At 62.2% G+C, this 20492-nt stretch carries 16 protein-coding genes; 5 read left to right on the top strand and 11 right to left on the bottom strand.

Features of this window, described 5'->3' with window-relative positions:
• Positions 1 to 353 precede the first annotated feature (353 nt).
• Genes AC1RQI_RS04990 through AC1RQI_RS04980 form a run of 3 tightly spaced genes read left to right on the top strand, consistent with a single transcriptional unit; the run spans position 354 to position 5859 of the window.
• Positions 354 to 3818, top strand: coding sequence for a glycosyltransferase (locus tag AC1RQI_RS04990; RefSeq protein ID WP_481903904.1), 3465 nt, complete (start codon positions 354 to 356; stop codon positions 3816 to 3818).
• Positions 3818 to 4621: an ABC transporter permease gene (locus tag AC1RQI_RS04985; RefSeq protein ID WP_481903903.1), complete on the top strand. Its 804-nt coding sequence runs from the start codon at positions 3818 to 3820 to the stop codon at positions 4619 to 4621. Before AC1RQI_RS04990 ends, AC1RQI_RS04985 begins: the two co-directional genes overlap by 1 nt.
• Positions 4618 to 5859 (top strand): ABC transporter ATP-binding protein, encoded by a 1242-nt coding sequence (locus AC1RQI_RS04980; protein WP_481903902.1) that lies wholly within the window; start codon positions 4618 to 4620, stop codon positions 5857 to 5859. The genes AC1RQI_RS04985 and AC1RQI_RS04980 overlap by 4 nt, the downstream gene beginning before the upstream one ends.
• Before the next feature lies 1 nt (position 5860).
• Here AC1RQI_RS04980 and AC1RQI_RS04975 read toward each other — a convergent pair whose 3' ends face one another.
• The 7 genes from AC1RQI_RS04975 to grpE form a co-directional block, all read right to left on the bottom strand.
• A complete protein-coding gene (locus AC1RQI_RS04975) occupies positions 5861 to 7204 on the bottom strand; it encodes a TolC family protein (RefSeq protein ID WP_481903901.1) in 1344 nt (447 codons plus the stop codon).
• 6 nt (positions 7205 to 7210) lie between these two features.
• Entirely contained in the window at positions 7211 to 8650 is a 1440-nt protein-coding gene (locus tag AC1RQI_RS04970) for an HlyD family type I secretion periplasmic adaptor subunit (RefSeq protein WP_481903900.1), read from the bottom strand.
• On the bottom strand, positions 8647 to 10389 hold the full coding sequence (locus AC1RQI_RS04965) for a type I secretion system permease/ATPase (RefSeq protein WP_481903899.1): 1743 nt from the start codon (positions 10387 to 10389) through the stop codon (positions 8647 to 8649). The genes AC1RQI_RS04970 and AC1RQI_RS04965 overlap by 4 nt, the downstream gene beginning before the upstream one ends.
• Before the next feature lie 266 nt (positions 10390 to 10655).
• The gene (gene dapB, locus AC1RQI_RS04960; protein WP_481903898.1) at positions 10656 to 11459 is read right to left on the bottom strand and encodes a 4-hydroxy-tetrahydrodipicolinate reductase; all 804 of its coding nucleotides are present in this window, start codon (positions 11457 to 11459) and stop codon (positions 10656 to 10658) included.
• A gap of 34 nt (positions 11460 to 11493) precedes the next feature.
• Positions 11494 to 12627, bottom strand: a complete 1134-nt coding sequence (dnaJ, locus tag AC1RQI_RS04955; protein WP_416633371.1) for a molecular chaperone DnaJ — start codon at positions 12625 to 12627, stop codon at positions 11494 to 11496.
• Positions 12628 to 12727: 100 nt separating this feature from the next.
• A complete protein-coding gene (dnaK, locus tag AC1RQI_RS04950; RefSeq protein ID WP_481903897.1) occupies positions 12728 to 14650 on the bottom strand; it encodes a molecular chaperone DnaK in 1923 nt (640 codons plus the stop codon).
• A gap of 89 nt (positions 14651 to 14739) precedes the next feature.
• Positions 14740 to 15369 carry a nucleotide exchange factor GrpE gene (gene grpE / locus AC1RQI_RS04945; RefSeq protein WP_481903896.1) on the bottom strand — a complete coding sequence of 210 codons (630 nt, stop codon included), beginning with the start codon at positions 15367 to 15369 and terminating at the stop codon, positions 14740 to 14742.
• A gap of 198 nt (positions 15370 to 15567) precedes the next feature.
• Here grpE and recN point away from each other — a divergent pair, with 198 nt between their 5' ends.
• A complete protein-coding gene (gene recN / locus AC1RQI_RS04940) occupies positions 15568 to 17250 on the top strand; it encodes a DNA repair protein RecN (protein WP_481903895.1) in 1683 nt (560 codons plus the stop codon).
• Between the two features lie 80 nt (positions 17251 to 17330).
• Here the strand turns inward: recN and fur are convergent, their stop codons facing one another.
• Positions 17331 to 17759: a ferric iron uptake transcriptional regulator gene (gene fur, locus AC1RQI_RS04935; RefSeq protein ID WP_481903894.1), complete on the bottom strand. Its 429-nt coding sequence runs from the start codon at positions 17757 to 17759 to the stop codon at positions 17331 to 17333.
• 110 nt (positions 17760 to 17869) lie between these two features.
• Between fur and AC1RQI_RS04930 the strand changes: the two genes are divergently transcribed.
• Positions 17870 to 18214, top strand: a complete 345-nt coding sequence (locus AC1RQI_RS04930) for an outer membrane protein assembly factor BamE (protein WP_481903893.1) — start codon at positions 17870 to 17872, stop codon at positions 18212 to 18214.
• A 6-nt stretch (positions 18215 to 18220) separates the two neighbouring features.
• Here the strand turns inward: AC1RQI_RS04930 and AC1RQI_RS04925 are convergent, their stop codons facing one another.
• The 3 genes from AC1RQI_RS04925 to AC1RQI_RS04915 are packed head-to-tail and all read right to left on the bottom strand — an operon-like array spanning position 18221 to position 20387.
• Positions 18221 to 18502: an RnfH family protein gene (locus AC1RQI_RS04925; protein ID WP_481903892.1), complete on the bottom strand. Its 282-nt coding sequence runs from the start codon at positions 18500 to 18502 to the stop codon at positions 18221 to 18223.
• Entirely contained in the window at positions 18499 to 18945 is a 447-nt protein-coding gene (locus tag AC1RQI_RS04920; protein WP_481903891.1) for a type II toxin-antitoxin system RatA family toxin, read from the bottom strand. The genes AC1RQI_RS04925 and AC1RQI_RS04920 overlap by 4 nt, the downstream gene beginning before the upstream one ends.
• A complete protein-coding gene (locus tag AC1RQI_RS04915) occupies positions 18942 to 20387 on the bottom strand; it encodes a sodium-dependent transporter (protein ID WP_481903890.1) in 1446 nt (481 codons plus the stop codon). Before AC1RQI_RS04915 ends, AC1RQI_RS04920 begins: the two co-directional genes overlap by 4 nt.
• Positions 20388 to 20492 lie beyond the last annotated feature (105 nt).

Below are 20492 nucleotides of genomic sequence, written 5' to 3'. Positions count from 1 at the left end.
GTATCGTTACAGATGGTTTCGGTGCGTGCCACGCTCGCTCACTGAGCGCGATGCAACGCCGCCCTCCTGATGAGTATAGGCGAACTATACTGCTACAGGATTCTAGACTGGGCCTCCATAGGTGTCAAAAGGTTTCATAACTTTCTGGCAGAGCCCTGCTTGGAGGGGACTTTCCCTGTGCTGCAGGCTGGCCATGGAAGCGCCATACCATATTGGGTGACGCTAGCGCGAGTGGCGGCCTTATTGCAACTCTGGGCACCCCGGCGGCCACTTTCAGGCCCCACATGAGGGGTGGTAGGATTCGCCTGCCTGTTCACCCGACCAACCCGGTAACCACGGCGGACCCCAGATCTATGACCAATGACTTTTACCGTGCCTTTGAGGACAGCCTGCGCGGCTCGGAGGCGGCGGTTCTGGAGCGGCTTTCCTTTTATCGCCCCTTTCTGCGGGCGCTGGCCGGCACACTCAGCGCGCCGGCGCTGGACCTTGGCTGCGGGCGGGGCGAATGGTTGTCGCTGCTGGCGGAAGAAGGCCTGGCAGGCCGCGGCGTGGATCTGGATGACGGCATGCTGGAAGGTTGCCGCGCCCGTGGCGTGGATGGGGTTTACGGCGACGCACTGGCGGCGTTGGAGCAGGCGGCAACAGACTCACTGGGCCTCGTAACAGCCTTTCACCTGGTCGAACACCTGCCGTTTGCCACGCTGCTGGCGCTGGTGTCCGAGGCGCAGCGCGCGCTGGCTCCGGGCGGATTGCTGATCCTGGAGACGCCGAACCCGGAAAACCTGCTGGTAGGCAGCTGTTACTTCCATACCGACCCCACCCACGAAAAGCCGCTGCCGCCGGGGCTGCTGCGCTTTGTGGCCGAGTACACCGGACTGGCGCCAGCAGTGGTGCAGCGGCTCAACGAGGATCCGGACTGGGCGCCCGGCGCCGATGCTGGCTTCATGGGGGTATTGAAGGGCGTAAGCCCGGATTATGCCGTACTGGCCCAGAAGCCCGGCCATGAGGAAGCGACCTCGGCACTGGCCCCCCTGCTGGCGGCCACCCCCGGGGTAGCCCCGGACCAGGCTGTGGCGGACTGGGAGGGGCAGCGCGAGCGCGAACAGGGTGCGCTTCTGCAACGGATGCAGCAGGAGCTGCGGCTGGTGCAGACGGAGCTGGAGCGCCAGAAACACGAATGCGAACACGCCATGCACCTGCGCGAGGCGGCCCTCCGGGAAGAACTGGAGCGCGTTGATCGGCTGACCCGACGGCTGCAGCGGTTCCAGCAGCGCCAGGATGCGGTGCTTGACTGGTTGCGCACGGTAGCGGCGGCGGCCAGGCACTGGGGATTCTGGCGCCGCCAGATAGGCCGGATTCTGGATCTCATGGGGCTTGGTGGCCCCGTACGGCGATACCTGCGCCAGCGCGCCGGCGGCAACAGCGGCACTCCCTGGCTGGGCCCAGAGGATGAAGCCACGGGCCCCCTGGGCCCGATGCCACCCCCCGCCCAGGTGCGCCAGCAGTTCCTTGCCGAACACCAGCTGGCACCCGCATTGAACCAGCCCCTGCGGGTACGCTTTGAGGGCCACCTCAGCGGCACCTACAGCCTGGCGGCGGTCAACCGCCAGATTGTGCTGGCACTCGCGGAAGAGGTCGACAGTACGCGGGTTCAGTTGGTCCCCAGGGAAGGCGTACCCACGAATGTGATCAAGGATGTCGCCCCAGGCGTGCTGGCACGGCTTGAGCCGCTCAAGGGCGGCCCGCCAGGCGCCGACGTGGCCCTTTACCACCACTTTCCGGTGGTGGAACACCCGGACCCGGGCAACGGGCTGCCTGTACTGCTGTTCTTCTGGGAGGAGTCACTGGTACCAGCGGCGACCATTGCGCGGATCAATGCCGGCTACCGGGGTGTACTGGTGACCTGCTGGCTGGTCAAGAAGGCCCTTGTGGATTCCGGCTGCCGGGTACCAGTGGCGGTGGTGCCCATGCCGTTGCAGGATGGCCTGGATGACGCCCCGGAGGGCCCGGCGGGCGGGATGCGTTTTCTGCACGTATCGTCCTGCTTTCCGCGTAAGGGCGTGGATGTACTGCTGCGTGCCTTCGACCAGGTGCTTACGCGGGTGCCGGACGCAATCCTGACCATCAAGACGTTCCCCAATCCCCACAATGAGACCGAAGCACTGATTGAACAGCTGATCCGCCCGGAGCACCGGGAGCGGGTGGAGCTGATCCTCGACGATTACAGCGATGACGCGATGGATGCGCTGTACCAGAGTGCCGATGCGGTGGTGCTGCCCACGCGCGGTGAAGGACTGAACCTGCCCGCCATTGAGGCCCTGAGACGGGGTCTGGCACTGGTCACAACGGGCTACGGCGCGCAAACGGACTTCCTGCATGGCGACGGAGTCTGGTTCTGCAATTTCCGGTTTGCGCCCTCCCAGAGTCATGTAGGCCCGCCCGGGTCGGTGTGGGTGGACCCGGACACCGAGGACCTGGAACGCCAGTGCCTGGCCGTGGCGGAACGCCTGCGCGAGGGGCCACCCCCTGTGCCGGATGCCGCCCGCGAGACCGTCACTGAACGGTATTTTTCGCCAGAGTCGCGCCAACGCATGGCGGCCGCGCTGACGCAGCTGGCCCGTTACAGCCCACAGGAGCCGCCCGGTCTCTCCCGGTTGAGCCTGCTGAGCACCTGGGGCGATGCCTGCGGCATTGCTGAATACAGCCGGTACCTGGCGCGTGGCTTGCTGGAGGGCAGCCCGGCGCTGGCCCTGGAGGTGCTCGCCCCTCATCAAGGCGTTGGCGAGCAGCCACCGATGGCGGACGCACTGAGCGGCATTACCCCTTGCTGGGAACCACAGCGCCAACTCCCTGCTGCGCTGCTCAGCCGGCTGCGCGGCGATGACCAGCCGGTATGGCTGCAACATCACCCGGGACTCTACCCGCTGGATGACCCCCTGGCCGAGGCGGTTGGCAAGGCAACAGCCCACGGCCGTGTACGGGTGATCACCCTGCACGCGACCCGCCCGATACTGGCCATGAGCGCCACGGAACAAGCCGCCGTGGCGAACTGCCTGAACCGGTTCTACCGGGTGGTGGTGCACCATGTCTCGGACCTGAACGTTCTGCGCCAGCTGGGCGTGGTGGACAACACCCTGGTGCTTCCTCACGGCGTTGCCCGCGCCCCGGGAAGCGGCGCCGTTACGCCGGAACCGGTGGAGCCTGCACCCCTTAACATCGCCTCCTTTGGCTTCATGATGCCGCACAAAGGCATCCTGACGCTGATCGAGGCGTTTGGGGCCTTCGTCGCCCGCGCGCCGGAGGCACGTGCCGGGGCACGGCTGAACCTGCTCAACAGCCTCCATTCCAACCCCGACTCGAAAGCCCATCGCACCGCATGCAGCGAACGCATCAAGGCCCTCGGGCTCGAACAGCAGGTGCGGCTGGTGACGGAATTCCTGCCGGATGAGCAGGTGTTCCGCGAGCTTGGCGCCGCGGACCTGGTGATACTGCCCTATGAACAGACGCCGGAGTCCGCCAGTGGCGCCGTGCGCATGGCGGTGGCGGCCTCCGATCGGGTGGCGGTCACGCCCGCCCGGATCTTCGACGAAGTCCGCAACGTAACCCTCGCTATTGATGGTTACCACGCGGATGCGATTCAAGATCTGCTGGAAGAGGCCTGGCAGGGCCTGGATGAAGATCGCCTGGCAAGGCTACGCGAAACACGCCAACAATGGCTGGAAGAGCACGACTGGCGCCATGTGGCGGCGGCGCACCACCAGCTTCTGGAGGCGGCCGAAGCGGACACCAACTGGTTACACCTGAGAGGAGGTTGCTGATGGCGGCACTGCTGGAACGGCTCCGGTACTGGGCCTCCTACCGCTTCTTTGTGCTGAGCGCGGTCCGCACGGACATCAAGGCCACCTACGCGCGCAGCCGCCTGGGGCTACTGTGGATGCTGATCCAGCCGCTGGCCCTGGTGCTGATCTACAGCCTGATTCTGTCCAACCTCCTGTCCGCCAAGCTTCCGGGGACCGAAAGTATTTACGCATACCCCATCTACATCATGAGCGGCATCCTGGGGTGGACGCTGTTCTCGGAGGGGCTGAACCGGGGCATGCTGAGCTTTATTGAGCACGGCGACCTGATCCAGAAGGTGGCCTTTCCCAAGGGGCTGCTGCCAGCCATTGCCTTCGGGACGGTGAGTGTCAACGGCCTTTCGCTGCTGGCGATGATGCTGGTGGTCTTTCTTTTCCTGGGGCACTGGCCAAGCCTTGCGTTCCTGTGGCTGGCACCGTTATTCGTGCTGGCACTGGCGTTCAGTATTTCACTGGGACTCTTCCTGGGCCTGATCAATGTATTCTTCCGGGATGTACACCAGGCCGTATCCGTGGTCCTGCAGTTTGTATTCTGGCTCACCCCTATTGTCTACGCCCTGCCCATGCTGCCTGAGCCCTACCACATCTGGTTTGAGTTCAATCCGGTCAAGCACCTGGTTGAGGGCTTCCAGCAGGTTATCCTTTATCACAGCATGCCGCCGCTTTCCAGCGTGGCCCTGCTCACCGCCCTGACGCTTATTTTCATGACCCTGACGCTGCTGCTGTACCCGCGCGTCCATGACGAACTCGCGGACCACCTATGAACGCAATCGACATTCGCAACCTGGGCAAAGCCTTTCGCACCTACCCCAGCGGCCGCCACCGCATCATGAGCTGGCTCGGCTTCCGGGTAACCGGTATAGAGGAACACTGGGTGCTGCGCGACATCAGCTTCAAGGCCGAGCCCGGCGAGGCGGTGGGTCTGGTGGGCGAAAACGGTGCTGGCAAGAGCACACTGCTGAAGATGATTGCCGGCACCATGATCCCGACGGAAGGCGAGGTTCACCTCGAAGGGGATGTGCGCGCCATACTGGAACTCGGCATGGGATTCCAGGGAGAGTTCACGGGGCGTGAGAACGCGCGCCACGGTCTGAGCATGATGGGACTGGATGCCCGGGAGGTGGAGTCCCTGCTGCCCGAGGTGGAAGCCTTCGCGGAGGTAGGGGAATACTTTGACCGCCCCCTCCGCACCTATTCCAGCGGCATGCAGATGCGGGTCACCTTTGCGGTAGCGACCGTGCGCCGCCCCGAAGTGCTGATCGTGGATGAGGCCCTTTCAGTGGGTGATGCCTATTTCCAGCACAAGAGTTTTGAGCGCATCCGGGCCATGCAGCACGCGGGTACGACCCTGCTGATCGTTTCCCATGACCGGGGGGCCATCCAGCGGATCTGCGACCGGGTAGTGTTGCTGGAAAACGGACGGGTAAGCCAGGAGGGCGCCCCGGAAGCCGTGATGGACTACTACAACGCCATGCTGGCGAACAAAGGCAACCGCGAGCATCACGTTCAGACCCGGCCATTGGAGGACGGGCGCATTGCGACGACCTCCGGCACCTGGGAAGCAGAGGTCACCCGAGTGGCCCTGATGGACGCGGATGACGGCAGCCCCGTGGAGGTGGCCCGGGTGGGGCAGGAGCTGCTACTGGAGATCGAGGTTGCGGTGAACGAGCAACTGCCGGAGCTGGTTGTGGGCTATGTACTGAAAAACCGCCTGCGCCAGGAAATATTCGGGACCAATACATTCCAGCTTGGCGAGATTGTCCAGGATGCTGTGGCGGGGGAAACGCTGACCTACCGCTTCCACTTTGAGTGCCGACTGGGTGAAGGCAGCTATTCCCTCTCGGTAGCCGCCCACACCGGCGAGGCCCATGTGGAACGCAACTACCACTGGCAGGACCTGGCCTACACGTTTGAGGTAATCAACGTGAACCTGGCCCGTTTTCTGGGCAGTGCCTGGCTGCCTCCGAAACTGGAAGTGACCAGGAGGGCGCCTTCGTACTGAGTCAGCCCGAGGCAGCCATCAAAACAGCCAGATCCTGTTGCTCAAGGTTGCCACTGATCACCAGCAGCTCGAACTGGTGAAAAAGGTTCTCGTACGTCTTGGCAGCCAGCTTCTGCTTCACGTCTGAAAGGCGATTGCGGGCATCCAGCACATCGGTCAGGTCCCTAACGCCAGCCTCAAAACCGCTCTCCGCTTCCTCCAGCGCCGCTGAAGCCGATTCCATCGATGCGCGCAACGACTGGATGCTGGCGTGGCTGCCATCAAGATTCTGAAGGATGTTGCTCAAATCCACCTTAAGCCGCTCTCGCTGATGTGCCAGCGCGTATTCGGCGGCACGCAGCTCGTTGTTCGAAGCCCGCCTGGAGGCGGAAACCCGGCCACCACTATAAATGGGCACACTCAGCTCAAGTGCCAGCCGCGCCTCACGCCGGAGGTTGGTGGCCCAGGTATCGTTGTCCGTGTAGCGCGCACGCAGATGCAGTTCCGGGTAATGCTCAGCCCTGGCCCGGTCACGCTGAGCCTCACGCAGCTCAACGTCAGCGCGGCGTTTTTCAATACTGGCGGCGTGCTTGAGCACCTGCTCTTCCCAATCCCTGCGCGCAAGCAGCTCTGGCGTGCGCCGCCACAGGTCGGTATTCACTGGATCCAACCGCTCAAACCGGGTGGCCGAGAACTGGGTAAGACGGTTACGTGCCGTCTGCGCCTCATTACGGAGCCGCACCACCCGCGTCCTAGCCTGGTCAATCTGCGCCTGGGCCTCCAGTTTGTCGCCCCGGGTGGCAAAGCCGCGCTCACGCAGCCCTTCAATGCGCTCAAGCCGCTTGCGATGACTGGCCAGTTCCTCCTGGGCGACCTCAAGCTGGCGCTCTGAGCGCAGCACAGCCAGATAATGCTGGATCACACTGAGCTGAACATCCGTTGTCTTGGAATACTTCTGCTTTTTTGTGCTCTTGAGCTCCGCCTGGGCCTCGGTAATACCGCTGAACGCCTTTTGCGAATAGATGACCTGCCCCATCGTTATATCAAACCGCCGATGGGTCTCCCGGTCTTCTTCGGTCGTTCGCCCGCCGAGGGGGCTGTTGATGTTGCGCTGGTAGTCCGAGGTCCCGTAACTGGCGGTGGCCTCAATCTGGGGCTTAACGGCGGAATAGGCCTTGTTCACTCCTTCCCTGCTCGCCTCGACCTGCTGCTCGCCCTGGCGAATCTGGTTGTTACGCGCGAGGGCGTTCTCATAAGCGGTCACCAGGTCAAGCTGTGGTACTGGCCCCGCCGATACCGCACCAAACGGCGCCAGCGCCAGTAGCACGCAAACCGCCCGAACCGTTGCGCTTTTCGTGCCCGTCATCACTATTTACTCCTCGCGGAACGCCCGCTCGACCAACCGGGTAAACGGCTTCAGAAGATATTCCATGAAGGTCCGCTCGCCGGTGTTGATCATCACTTCCGCCGGCATGCCCGGCACCATGTACATGTCCTGCTTGCGCATGCGCTCCTTGCCGGCCTCAGTGAGCTGCACCCGGGCCTCGTAGTAGCGGCTGCTTTCCCGCTTTTTCTCGTCCTTGAGCGCATCCGCCGACACTCGCGTCACCCGGCCCTGAAGCCGTTGCGCCGTCTGGTAGTTGAACGCGGAGAGACGGATGTCCGCAGTCTGACCCACCTCGATGCGATCAATATCGGTTGGATTTACACGGGCTGTGATGGTGAATTGCTGGTCACTCGGAACAATTTCCATAATAGTGTCGCCGGGGCCAATCACCGCGCCCTCGGTGGAAACCTTCATGCCTACAATACGTCCCGCTGCCGGCGCCCTAACCGCCAGACGCTCCATTTTATCCTTGAGCGCCACACGGCGAGAACGCAGCTCAGCCAGCTTTTCCTGAGTCTTGCGCAGGTCACTGGCGACCTGCTCAATGAAATCCTGCCGCGTCACGAGCTTTTCAGCCCGGGTTTCACCAATGCCAATCTTGAGCTCACTGGCCTTGGACTGGGAAGTGATTTTCTCACCTTCCAGCGCCAGCTTTTCCCGCTGCATCTTGTTGATCCGAACCCGGTCGGACAGTTCCCGCTCGAAAAGCTCCTGCCATTCCGCGATTTCCTGTTCATAGCTGTTGATGCGCTGCTCCAGGTTGCCAAGCAGGGACCGATACCCCTCAAGCTGCGCCCGCTGCGATTCAATACGGGTGGTATAGATGTCGAGCTGGCCATGGAGGGATTCCCGGCGGGCCTGGAACAATTCCTTCTGACCCTCAAGGATGCTCTGGATTGAAGACTGATCCCGCCTTTCCAGCAGGGTTTCCGGGAAGTCGATGCTTTCGGCCCCGGAACGTTCCGCGAGCAACCGCGCCTCACGCCCAAGCGCCTCCCAGAGCTGCGACTCAGTGGTACGCAGCTGGGAGCGGGTCTGGGCACCGCTGAGGCGCATGAGCACCTCACCTTCTTTAACGCGGTCACCATCCTCAACCAGGATGTCGGAGACAATACCGCCTTCCAGGTGCTGGACGACCCGATTGCTCGAATCCACGATCACTTCCCCTGGCGCGATCGCTGCCCCCTCGAGGTGGGCAGTAACCGCCCAGCCACCAAATCCAATAAAGGTGACCAGCACTATAATCAGGCCGATGCGTGTCCGCCAGCTGGTATCCGCCGGAAGGGCATCGCCAGTATCAGCCGGCCCCTCACGCTCATTGCGGATGTATTCGCCGCTGAGCACGGCACTGCCTTCTTCGGTCTCGGCAGCGGCTTCACCCTGTTGCTCGCCGTTGGCCGGTTCAGGCTTATTCCGTTCGCTCATTCCGCGCCCTCCTTAACTGCAGGGCGGTTGTCTCCGACTTTGATGGTCCCCTCCTGAAGGCCACGAAGTACGTCATCCCGGGTGCCATAGGCCACCGCCTGACCTTCCGACAGAACCAGGATTCGATCCACGAGCCGCAGTATCGGGCGGCGATGGGAGATCAGGACAACGGTACAGCCCGCCGCCCGCAGGTTTTCGATGGCCTGAAGCAGTGCCTGCTCGCCCTGATCGTCAAGGTTGGAGTTGGGTTCATCCAGCACAACCAGTGCCGGCTTGTCGTAAAGGGCGCGGGCCAGCGCCACACGCTGACGCTGACCGCCGGACAGGGCACCACTGTCGGTCGTGATGTGGGTATCGTAGCCCTCCGGAAGCCGCAGAATCATTTCGTGCACCCCGGCCATCCGGGCTGCTTCAATCACCTTCTCGGAGTTCACTTCACCGAAACGACAGATATTTTCACTGATTGTACCTTCAAAAAGCTCAATATCCTGTGGCAGGTACCCGACATGGGGCCCCAGCTCCACATGGTTCCACTGGTGCACGTCCGCGCCATCCAACCGCACCTTACCGTTCGCCGTGGGCCATACGCCCAGCAGGGCCCGTGCCAGCGAACTCTTGCCCGCCGCGCTGGGCCCAACCACGGCGAGCACTTCACCCGCCGGCAGTTCAAAGCCAATACCGCGCAGCGCAGGGACATTGCTTCCCGGGGGAATCACAAACACACCTTCAAGGCTGACATGCCCCTCAGGCGCGGGCAGAGACATCCGCGGCTTTTCTGCCGGGTACCGCTCAAAAAGCTGGTTGAGGCGCTTCCAGGCCGAACGGGCGCTATTGAAGCCTTTCCAGGAGCCGATCATGGTATCCAGCGGAGAAAGCGCACGGCCCAGCAGTATGGAGCCGGCAATGACCATCCCCGGGGTGATTTCTTCGTGAATGGCAAGGTAGGCCCCGAGACCGAGCATCATGGACTGGAACATCAGCCGCAGGGTCCGCGAAAGGTTGGTCAGGATGGCAGCGCGGTCACTGGCTTTGGCCTGATTGGAGAGAAAACCGAGATGACGCTGCAGCCACTTGTGGCGGAGGTTGTTCTCCATGCCCATAGCATGCACAACCTCGGCGTTGCGCAGCGCCGCGCCAGCGTACTGGTTGGACTGGATGCTCAGGCCATTGGCTTCACTGAGGAGGTCGTTGGTGAGCTTCTCGTTCGCCACCGCGATAACCACCAGAACAATGGCCGCAAAAATCGCAAAGTAGCCGTACCAGGGATGGAAAAGGAACAGGACCCCGATGAAGATGGGAAGCCATGGGCCATCAAAAAAGGCGAACATTCCCTGGCCGGTGAGGAACTGGCGCAGGCTGGTCAGGTCCGAAATGGGCTGGGAACTGTGACCGCCGGGGTTGTCCACAGCGTAACGGAACATGGAGGAAAACAGCTGTGTATTCAGGTGCTGGTCCAGCCGGTTGCCGAGACGGACCATGAGGGCGGAACGAACCATCTGCAGCAACGCCAGCGTGATGAACAGCATAACCACAACGAGCGTGAGCATGACCAGCGTCTCAGTGCTGCGGCTGCCCAGGACCCGATCATAGACCTGCAGCATGTACAACGGGGGCACAAGCATCAACAGGTTAATGAAAAGGCTGAAAAAGCCTGCTGAAAGGAAGCCGTTACGACAGGTGTTCAGGGCGCGCTGGAGTTCCGTCAACTCCTCATCTTTCGCATTCAGGCGCTTGAGCATTGTTGATGAACCACCCGTTAGGGTCAGGGGTAAGTGGGGTGCAAGATAGGGACGCAATCCTAATGCGGCCCATATGAAGGTGTCAATTTAAGACGTGTTCAGGTTTTGGAGATTTACTTGTTGCAATTCCGGGGTAACTCCAATAATATTTTGTTTCGTCATGTAGCGAAGCCTCACCCTTCCTGAAGACCTCCCCGGCCGCTCAGCCTGCGCAGGGATGCACAGGTAGCCGGGTTTTGGTTGCGGGGATTACTCGACTCCAGGCCTCACTCCAGACCAAGCACATCCTGCATGTCGTACAGCCCAGCCGGTTGCTCAACAAGCCATTGAGCGGCACGCACTGCCCCTTGGGCAAAGGTCATACGGCTGCTCGCCTTGTGGCTGATCTCGATGCGCTCCCCCAGCCCGGCGAACATCACCGTGTGTTCACCAACAATATCCCCTGCACGCACGGTCTCGAAGCCAATGGCCTCGCGCGGGCGCTCGCCGGTAAACCCTTCACGCCCATAGACCGCACATTGCTGGAGATCGCGTCCGAGCGTATCCGCCACCACCTCGCCCAGGCGAAGCGCGGTCCCGGAGGGCGCGTCCTTCTTGTGCCGGTGATGCGCCTCAATGATCTCCACGTCAGCGTCATCCCCCATAACCCGGGCGGCGGTCTGAAGGATCTGGAGGAGCAGGTTCACGCCCACGCTCATGTTGGGCGCGAACACGACCTTCAGCCCCTCGCTTTTCGCTTCGAGCTGCTGTTTCTCGGCGTCACTGAAGCCGGTGGTGCCGATCACGGCGGCTTTCCCCGCCTCCCGGCAGACATCCAGGTGCTCCAGGGTGAGATCCGGGAAGGTGAAGTCGACGACCAGATCGAAGTCATCCACCACCTCGGCCAGATCCGCGGCCAGCAGCACGCCATTGCGGCCAACGCCGGCAATCTCGCCAACGTCCGAACCGATCAGCGAACTCTCCGGATGGACGGTCGCCGCCCCCAGCGTTACGCCCTCGGCCAGCGTTACCGCCTCAACCAGCGTCTTTCCCATTCGACCGGCAGCGCCGGTCACCGCAATGCGCGTCATTTGCCCTCCAAACCCGTGACCCGGGATCCGCAATCTAGAACTTCATGTCCTCGAAGAAGTTCTTCACGCCTTCAAACCAGGAGCTCTTGCGCGGCCCATGCTGCTTGCCGTCGCTGTCCTCCTGGAGCGTCGCCTCGAACTCCCGCAGCAGCTCTTTCTGCTTCTTGGTGAGATTAACCGGCGTCTCTACCACCACACGGCACAACAGGTCGCCGGGCGCACCGCCACGAACGGGTGTAACGCCCTTGCCACGCAGGCGGAACGTTTTACCACTCTGGGTTTCCGCCGGGATCTTCAGCTTGACCCGACCATCCAGCGTGGGCACTTCCAGTTCACCGCCCAGGGCCGCATCCGTGATGCTGATGGGCACATCGCAGTGCAGGTTGCGCCCGTCGCGATCAAAGATCGGGTGCTCCTTGACGGCGACCTGGACGTACAGGTCCCCCGGCGCCGCACCGTGCATGCCCGGCTCGCCTTCACCGGAGAGCCGGATCCGGTCGCCCGTATCCACGCCTGGCGGCACTTTGACCGAGAGGGTCTTTTCCTCTTCCACAAAGCCTTCGCCACGGCACGCCTTGCAGGGGTTCTTCACAATCTGGCCGGCCCCGCGACAGTTGGGGCAGGTCTGTTGCACGGAGAAAAAGCCCTGCTGCATGCGCACCTGGCCCATGCCGCGACAGGTCCCGCAGGTTTCCGGGCGGGTTCCCGGTTCCGCGCCACTGCCGTGGCAGCTGCTGCACTCGGTCGCACTGGGGATCTCGATCTTGACGTTCTTGCCGCGCACGGCGTCCTCAAGATCCAGCTCCAGCGTATAGCGCAGATCCGCGCCCCGGCCACTGCGGCCGCGGCCGCCACCGAAGATGTCACCAAAGACATCCCCGAAGATGTCGGAGAAGCTGGCGCCACCTCCGCCGCCGAAGCCACCGCCACCACCGGCGGAACCGTCCACACCGGCATGGCCGAACTGGTCATAGGCAGCTTTCTTTTCGGGGTCACTCAGGACTTCATAGGCCTCGCTGGCCTCTTTGAAGCGCGCTTCGGCGTCTTCGTCATCCGGGTTGCGATCCGGATGATACTTCATCGCCAGCTTCCGGTATGCTTTCTTGATCTCCTTGTCGTCAGCGCCCTGGGAGACGCCAAGGATCTCATAATAATCGCGTTTGGCCATGACAGTCTGTCAACCGTAATTCAAGTGTTCACAACAACGACGAACGCGGGAGAAGGCTCCCGCGAACGTCGCTCAAAGGGTGTGGATGATGCCAGCGGTTTTACCGCTTGTCATCGTCATCGACTTCCTCGAACTCGGCATCAACCGCATCATCCCCGCCGCCCTGGCTCTGGCCGGCTTCGGCCCCGGCGGCGCCTTCCTCACCTTCCTGAGAGTACATCTTCTGCGCCAGGCTGGAGGAGGCTTCGGTCAGGGCCTGGGTCTTAGCCTCGATCTGCTCCTTGTCGTCGCCCTTCATCGCCTCTTCCAGTTCGGAGATGGCGTTCTCGATGGCGGCCTTCTCTTCCTCGGAAGCCTGGTCACCGGCCTCTTCCAGGCTCTTACGGACCGCATGGATCATGCTGTCGCCCTGGTTCCGTGCCTGAACGAGCTCCTCGAACTTCTCGTCTTCCTGAGCGTTCTGCTCGGCGTCCTTGACCATCTGGTCCACTTCGTCCTCGGTGAGACCGGAAGAAGCCTTGATCTCGATGGACTGCTCCTTGCCAGTTGCCTTGTCCTTGGCGGAGACGTTCAGGATACCGTTGGCGTCGATATCGAAAGTGACTTCGATCTGCGGCGTGCCGCGCGGTGCCGGCGGAATGTCCTGAAGGTCAAAGCGCCCGAGCGACTTGTTCTGGTTCGCCTGCTTGCGCTCGCCCTGGACCACGTGAATGGTCACCGCGGTCTGGTTGTCCTCGGCGGTCGAGAAGGTCTGCGACTTCTTGGTCGGGATCGTGGTGTTCTTCTCGATCACCGGCGTGGCCACACCACCCATGGTCTCGATGCCCAGGGTCAGCGGTGTCACGTCCAGCAGGAGCACGTCCTTGACGTCGCCAGAGAGCACGGAGCCCTGCAGGGCTGCACCCATGGCCACGGCTTCGTCCGGGTTCACGTCCTTGCGCGGGTCTTTGCCGAAGAAGTCTTTAACCGCTTCCTGTACCTTGGGCATGCGGGTCTGGCCGCCCACCAGGATGACTTCATCGATGTCGCCGACTTTCACACCAGCATCTTCAATGCAGGTCTTGCACGGATCGATGCTGCGCTTGACCAGGTTCTCGACCAGGGACTCCAGCTTGGCACGGGTCACCTTCACGTTCAGGTGCTTGGGCCCGTTCTGGTCCGCCGTGATGTACGGCAGGTTCACGTCCGTCTGCTGGGCGCTGGAGAGCTCGACCTTGGCTTTCTCGGCGGCTTCCTTCAGGCGCTGCATGGCCAGGGAGTCGCCGCGCAGATCGATGCCCTGGTCCTTCTTGAATTCATCCGCCAGATGCTCAATCAGCGCCAGGTCGAAGTCCTCGCCGCCCAGGAAGGTGTCACCACTGGTGGCCAGCACCTCAAACTGCTTCTCGCCGTCAACATCCGCGATCTCGATGATGGAGATGTCAAAGGTACCACCGCCCAGGTCATAGACGGCCACGGTGCGATCCTTGCCCTGCTTGTCCAGGCCATAGGCCAGCGCGGCTGCGGTCGGCTCGTTGATGATGCGCTTGACCTCAAGCCCGGCGATGCGGCCGGCGTCCTTGGTAGCCTGGCGCTGGTTGTCGTTGAAGTAAGCCGGAACCGTCACAACCGCTTCGGTCACCGTCTCACCGAGATAGTCCTCGGCGCTCTTCTTCATTTTCTTGAGGACTTCAGCGGACACCTGCGGCGGTGCCATCTTTTCGTCCTTCACCTGTACCCAGGCATCGCCATTGTCGTTCTTCACGATGTCATAGGGCACCATTTCGATGTCCTTCTGCACGACATCGTCATTATAGGCACGGCCAATGAGGCGCTTGATCGCAAACAGCGTGTTCTTCGGGTTGGTCACCGCCTGGCGCTTGGCCGCCTGGCCCACCAGCGTCTCGCCTTCATCGGTGTAGGCTACGATGGAGGGCGTGGTACGGTCGCCTTCCGCGTTCTCAATCACCTTAACCCCGTCACCATCCGGAACGGCCACGCAGGAGTTGGTGGTGCCCAGGTCAATGCCGATAATCTTACCCATGGAAATCACTCCAATATTGTTTGATCGTTGAATTCAGATCCGGTATCCGGTTGCCGTTACTGCCTTTAATTGGGTTTAACGGCGCAATTTCAAGCCTGCTCGTCGACGTTTCCGCCCTCGGAATCATCCGCCTTGGCCACCATGACCATTGCCGGGCGCACCACACGATCATGCAGCAGGTAGCCTTTCTGCATCACCGCAATCACGGTGTTGGGCTCCGCCTCGTTGCTCGGGACCATGGACATGGCTTCGTGCTTCTGCGGGTCAAAGGGTTCGCCCACGGGCTTGATCTGCTCCACGTTGAACTTCGACAGGGCGCCCACGAACATGTCGAGCGTCATGTCGACCCCTTCCTTGATGCGGGTCAGCACTTCCTCGTTCTGAACTTCCTGGCCCTGGGTGCTTTCAACCGCCTTTTCAAGGCTGTCGACCACCGGCAGAAGCTCTTTCACGAACTTCTCGATGCCGAACTTGTGGGCCTTTTCCACATCAATATCGGCGCGCCGGCGAATGTTCTGCATCTCCGCCTTGGCGCGCATCACCTCTTCCTTCTGCTGCTCAAGCTGCTCACGCAGCTGGGCCGCTTCGCCCTCACCGCCTTCGGAGGACGCCGCCTCTTCCGCCGCCCCGGGTTCCGGTGCGGCGTCTTCCGCGCCCGCACTCTCACCCGTCTCGGCTTCGTTCACCTGTTCATCCTTACGGGTTTCGTCATCGCTCATGATCGACCTCATCGCTCGGTATCGGATTCGTTGGCCCGCTTGGGGACGTCTGCCGGCCAATATGGGGCCCCTGTTGCCGGTTTCAACCACCCCGTCACACTTTCTTGCCCCTGGCGTCACTGCGGCCAATTGAAGCACCCGCCCAATAGCTGTACAAATAACCATATACTGTATATGGATACACACCAGGAGCCGCTTATGCTGACGCACCTGACCGTTGCCAACTACGCCGTTGCGGAACGCGTGGAGCTGACCATCAAGGAGGGGATGACAGCGCTTACCGGCGAAACCGGCGCCGGTAAATCCATTGTCATGGACGCCCTGAGCCTGGTGACCGGCGCACGCGCGGATGCCGGCGCCGTGCGCGAGGGAGCGGACAAGGCGGACCTCAGCGCGGTGTTTGACGTGTCCCGCATTCCCGATGCCCGGGCCTGGCTGGCGGAGCGCGACCTGGAACAGGATGACGACTGTGTACTCAGGCGCGTGATCCGGCACGACGGGCGCTCAAGGGGCTACATCAATGGCCAGCCCTGCACCCTTTCCGACCTGAAGACCCTGGGCGGCATGCTCATGGACATCCACAGCCAGCACCAGCACCAATCGCTGCTCAAGCGCGAGACACACCACCGCCTCGTGGATGAGTTCGGTGGCAACACCGGATTGGCGGAACAGGTGCGTAACGCCTTCAAGCAGTGGCGCGACCTCAGCCAGCGCCTGGAACAGGCCAGCAACCAGCGTGACGAACGCAATGCCCGCACCGAGCTGCTGCGCTACCAGGTGGAAGAGCTCGACCGGTTGGATCTGGGGGCGGACGAACTGGCGCAGCTCGAGGCGGAACAGAAGCAGCTGGCCAACGCCGAGAGCCTTCTCTCGCAGTGCCATGAAGCCGCCCAGCACTGCGGCGAAGGTGAGCCTGCGGCCGCCGGCCTGCTGGATCAGGCACGCCAGAAACTGGAACGGCTGCCGATCGACGTGCCACAGCTTGCTGAAACCTCCCAGATGCTGGAAGAAGCCCGCATCCAGGTGGAGGAGGCCAGCGACAACCTGCGGCGGTTCATCGACGACTACGACTGCAACCCCCAGCGCCTCCAGGAAGTGGAAGAACGCCTGAGCTGGATCTACCAGATTGCGCGCAAGCACCAGATCCAGCCCCAGGCCATCCCTGAGCACCAGCAGGCTCTGCGTGCCGAACTGGAGGAGCTGGAGAATGGTTCCGAGAGCCTGGAGCAGCTGCACGAACGGCTTGAGGCGGCCCGTGCCGAGTGGGCTGGACTGGCGGATGAACTGAGCAGCGCCCGACGGGAGGCGGCGGAACGCCTGGACGCTGGTGTGGGCGCGGAACTGCGCCGGCTGAGCATGCCGGACATCCAGTTCCAGACGCATTTCGCCGCCCCCTCCCAGGACGGCCAGCCCGCCGCTTGCGGCCATGAAGACATGGCGTTCCTGGTCAGCACCAATGCTGGCCAGAGCGCCCGCCCCCTGGGCAAGGTTGCCTCGGGGGGCGAGCTTTCGCGCATCAGCCTTGCCATCCAGGTGGTCGTGGCCCAGACCTCAACCATTCCGACGCTGGTCTTTGACGAAGTGGACGTTGGTATTGGTGGCGGGGTAGCCGAGGTGGTGGGCCGCCTTCTACGCCAGCTCGGCGATAACGGCCAGATCCTGTGCGTGACACACCTGCCCCAGGTGGCCAGTCAGGCGCACCAGCACCTGTCCGTGAGCAAGTTCACGGAGGATGAACAGACCTATTCAACAGTGGAAAGCCTCGATTCCGAAGAGCGCATCAGGGAAGTGGCGCGGATGCTCGGCGGCGTTGACCTCACGGAGCAGACCATGGCGCATGCCAGTGAGATGCTCCGTAAAGGACAGGCAACCCATCACTGAGGCTGCAGCCACCATCGCCTGCCCATTGGGCAGGCGCGGCGGGGGTGTTCACAGGCGGCCGGCGCCGCCGTGATTGACGGTCATTCCTTGGGCTTCACGTACAGGATCATGCTGTGATCCACCAGGTCGAAGCCATGATCTTCGGCAATTCGACGCTGGCGCTCTTCGATGACTTCGTCATAGAACTCAATCACACGCCCTGTCTGGGTGCACACCATGTGGTCATGATGCTCTTCCCCGGCCAGCTCGAATACGGCATGACCGCCCTCGAAGTTGTGGCGCAGCACCAGCCCGGCCGCCTCAAACTGAGTCAGAACCCGGTACACCGTGGCCAGCCCCACGTCGTCCCCCGATTCCAGCAGCTTCTTGTAGACATCCTCAGCACTGAGATGGTGATCGCCTTCGGCATCTTCCGCGGCTTCCGCGGCTTCCAGGATACTCAGGATCTTGACCCGCGGCAGCGTAACCTTAAGGCCTGCCTTGCGCAGCTCGACGTTTTCTGGTGCCATGCTGAACCTAACCGTTGGTGATGGAGTGGGCTTTCGTTATCATGTGCGCTCGTCTTCAGGCGGGCAGCGCGCCTCGGAGCGGCACTCAAGATAGAGGATTTCCTTCCACGATGCAAAAGGCTTCCATTCCCGCCTGCCTGGCTGTTGTCACTCTGACGCTCAGCCTTGCAGCGTGCAGTTTTCCGGGCGTCTACCGGATTGATGTCCAACAGGGTAACATCATTGACCAGCAGGATCTTGATGAACTCAACCCCAGCATGACCCGGAGTGAGGTGCACGACCTGCTGGGTACCCCCATTACTGTCAGCAGCTTCAACCCCAATCGCGAGCACTATCTCTATACCTTCCAGGAAGGCGGCGGCGATATCCGCAAGCAGCACGTGACCATCATCTACGAGGGCAACCATTACCTCAAGCACAGCGCCAAGCTGCTTGAGAAGACGCCCGCGAACTGACCCCGGTCAGCGCCGCGTTCCCGCCCGTTTCGCCCTGGCCTCCTTGGGGTCCATCTCAAGGGGGCGATAGATTTCCACCCGGTCACCGTCACGCAGGCGATACGTCCCCGGATCCGCAATAACCTGACTGAACACACCAACGCTTTGTTGCGCCAGATCAATTTCAGGAAAGACGCTTTCCATACCGGACGCCCTGATGGCCTGCAGCGCCGTACTGCCTTCGGGCAACGTTACCGCAATCAGGCGCTGGGCTTGCGGGCGCGCATAGGCCACCTCCACGCGGATCATCCACCGACCCCCTCGTAAAGCGAGCTCGCGCGCTCACAGAACGCATCAACCATGGTGTTCGCCGCCTGGGCAAAGATCCCGCTGAAAGCCATGCGTGCCAACCCGCTCTGGACCGCAAACTCCAGGTTGAGCGTGACCCTGCAGGCATCCGCCCGCAGCGCCCGGAACCGCCAGACTCCTTCCAGATACTCGAAGGGTCCGTCAACCAATTCCATACGGATCGACTCAGCAGGCACCAGATGATTGCGTGTGGTAAAGCGCTGCCTCAATCCACCCCGCTCAACATCCAGCGAAGCCACCAGCTGATCCGCGCCCTGCTCATGCAGTACAGCCCCTCCACACCAGGGCAGAAACTCGGGATAGCGCTCCACATCGCTGACCAGGCGGAACATCTCGTCAGCGGAATGATGCACCAGTGCACTGCGCTCAATCTTTCGAGTCATTCAACGGTTACCCCATGGGGTTCGTCCTCAATGGGCACCACCGACTGCTCCAGCCCGCCACACAGCATGCCACCTACCAGTCGGCAATACCCCCCTCTGTAATCAACCACGGTAAAAGCAACCGCGATCCCCAGTACCAGCGGCACCAACCATGCCATCAGCCACCGCCATAGCCGATACCGCCACCCCGTCACGCCCAGAAAGGGCAACAGCTGGCCCGGGGGCAACTGCCATCCTGCAAGTCTAACGAGGGTCAGCACCGATACCGGCACCAGCACCAGCATGACCATCAACTCCATCAACGCCCAGGCATCCAGGAGGTCCGGTCGAGTGAAGCCGAATAGTGCCAGAGCGGAGGCGGCACCAGCAGGCGCCGCGGCAATCATGGCCGCCAGGGACCGGCGCCCACCCACCAGTTCTGTCACACAGGCAATCAACACCTCCAGCGCAAACAGCGCTGAGGTCCAGACCAGCAGCACCACAACGAGATAGAAGAGGCTGCCAACAAGCTGGCCACCCTCCATGGTCTCAAAAACCTGGGGCAGCACCACAAAAACCAGCTCAAACCCCGAAGCCAGGGGCATCTGCTGAGCCATGACCAACGCAGTAACCGCAACGCCCAACGCCAGGGTCACCAGCAGATCCACCACCGCCACACTGATGGCACAAACCGGCATGGAGGCATTGCCCGGCATGTACCCGCCCAGTGTCATGAGCACGCCCACTCCGAGTGCCAGCGAGTAGATGCTGAGCTGGAGGGCCAGCGCCACGCCATACCAGTCCAACTCCCCCCAGCGTGGCCAGAACAGCGACCAGGCCGCCTCCTGAGCCTTGCCGGAAAACAGCGCCAGGCACGCCAGAACCACAACGAGGACCACAAGCAACGGAACCACGGTGCGCAGGGAACGTTGCACACCCTGACCGAGGTTGCGCACGGCCACTGCCAGAACCACGCCCATGAACGCTACCTGCCAGGCGCCGAGCTGCCGGGCATCACCGGTAAAGTCCGTAAACAGAGCCACTGCCGAAGCCTCACTGCCCCCCCGCAACTCACCGAGCGCCGCCCGGAAAAGCCACGCCATGGAAGCCCCACCGAGCACGGAATAGAGGCCAAATAGAATCACCGCAGCCAGCACCATGCCGCGGCCCGCCCAGGGCAGTGCCCGGGTGCTCAGGCTCGAGGCCCCGGCGGCAGCTTTCAATGTCCGGCCAGGGCTATGACGGTAGCGCCGCGCAATGGCCAACTCCGCCATCATCAATGGCACACCCACAAGTGCCAATCCCACGCTATAGACGAACAGGAAAGCACCACCACCATGCTCGACCAGGGCCGGCGGAACCCGCCAAAGGTTACTCAGGCCCAGAACCACGGCGGCCAGCGCCAGCACAAAGGTCCAGCGGCTGCCCCAGGCAGTAACCGGCGCTACCGTATTGGAGGGCATCGACAGGCTCCTAATCGGATGGGAGACGGATTATAGCCCAGTATAGCCGCTTCGTTCAGCCGAAGTGCTTCAACCTTTGCCCAGAGGCAGGCCCTATGGGCTACA

Source organism: Salicola sp. AFF1 (assembly GCF_056783195.1).
This window is presented reverse-complemented; position numbering and strand designations above follow the sequence as displayed.

Excerpts from the sequence above, each read along its gene's own strand:
- dnaK (WP_481903897.1), bottom strand. The coding sequence starts at position 14,650 with ATGGGTAAGATTATCGGCATTGACCTGGGCACCACCAACTCCTGCGTG.
- dapB (WP_481903898.1), bottom strand. The coding sequence starts at position 11,459 with ATGACGCGCATTGCGGTGACCGGCGCTGCCGGTCGAATGGGAAAGACG.
- grpE (WP_481903896.1), bottom strand. The coding sequence starts at position 15,369 with ATGAGCGATGACGAAACCCGTAAGGATGAACAGGTGAACGAAGCCGAG.
- AC1RQI_RS04920 (WP_481903891.1), bottom strand. The coding sequence starts at position 18,945 with ATGACTCGAAAGATTGAGCGCAGTGCACTGGTGCATCATTCCGCTGAC.
- fur (WP_481903894.1), bottom strand. The coding sequence starts at position 17,759 with ATGGCACCAGAAAACGTCGAGCTGCGCAAGGCAGGCCTTAAGGTTACG.
- AC1RQI_RS04975 (WP_481903901.1), bottom strand. The coding sequence starts at position 7,204 with ATGACGGGCACGAAAAGCGCAACGGTTCGGGCGGTTTGCGTGCTACTG.
- AC1RQI_RS04965 (WP_481903899.1), bottom strand. The coding sequence starts at position 10,389 with ATGCTCAAGCGCCTGAATGCGAAAGATGAGGAGTTGACGGAACTCCAG.
- AC1RQI_RS04930 (WP_481903893.1), top strand. The coding sequence starts at position 17,870 with ATGCAAAAGGCTTCCATTCCCGCCTGCCTGGCTGTTGTCACTCTGACG.
- recN (WP_481903895.1), top strand. The coding sequence starts at position 15,568 with ATGCTGACGCACCTGACCGTTGCCAACTACGCCGTTGCGGAACGCGTG.
- AC1RQI_RS04915 (WP_481903890.1), bottom strand. The coding sequence starts at position 20,387 with ATGCCCTCCAATACGGTAGCGCCGGTTACTGCCTGGGGCAGCCGCTGG.
- AC1RQI_RS04925 (WP_481903892.1), bottom strand. The coding sequence starts at position 18,502 with ATGATCCGCGTGGAGGTGGCCTATGCGCGCCCGCAAGCCCAGCGCCTG.
- AC1RQI_RS04990 (WP_481903904.1), top strand. The coding sequence starts at position 354 with ATGACCAATGACTTTTACCGTGCCTTTGAGGACAGCCTGCGCGGCTCG.
- AC1RQI_RS04970 (WP_481903900.1), bottom strand. The coding sequence starts at position 8,650 with ATGAGCGAACGGAATAAGCCTGAACCGGCCAACGGCGAGCAACAGGGT.
- dnaJ (WP_416633371.1), bottom strand. The coding sequence starts at position 12,627 with ATGGCCAAACGCGATTATTATGAGATCCTTGGCGTCTCCCAGGGCGCT.
- AC1RQI_RS04980 (WP_481903902.1), top strand. The coding sequence starts at position 4,618 with ATGAACGCAATCGACATTCGCAACCTGGGCAAAGCCTTTCGCACCTAC.
- AC1RQI_RS04985 (WP_481903903.1), top strand. The coding sequence starts at position 3,818 with ATGGCGGCACTGCTGGAACGGCTCCGGTACTGGGCCTCCTACCGCTTC.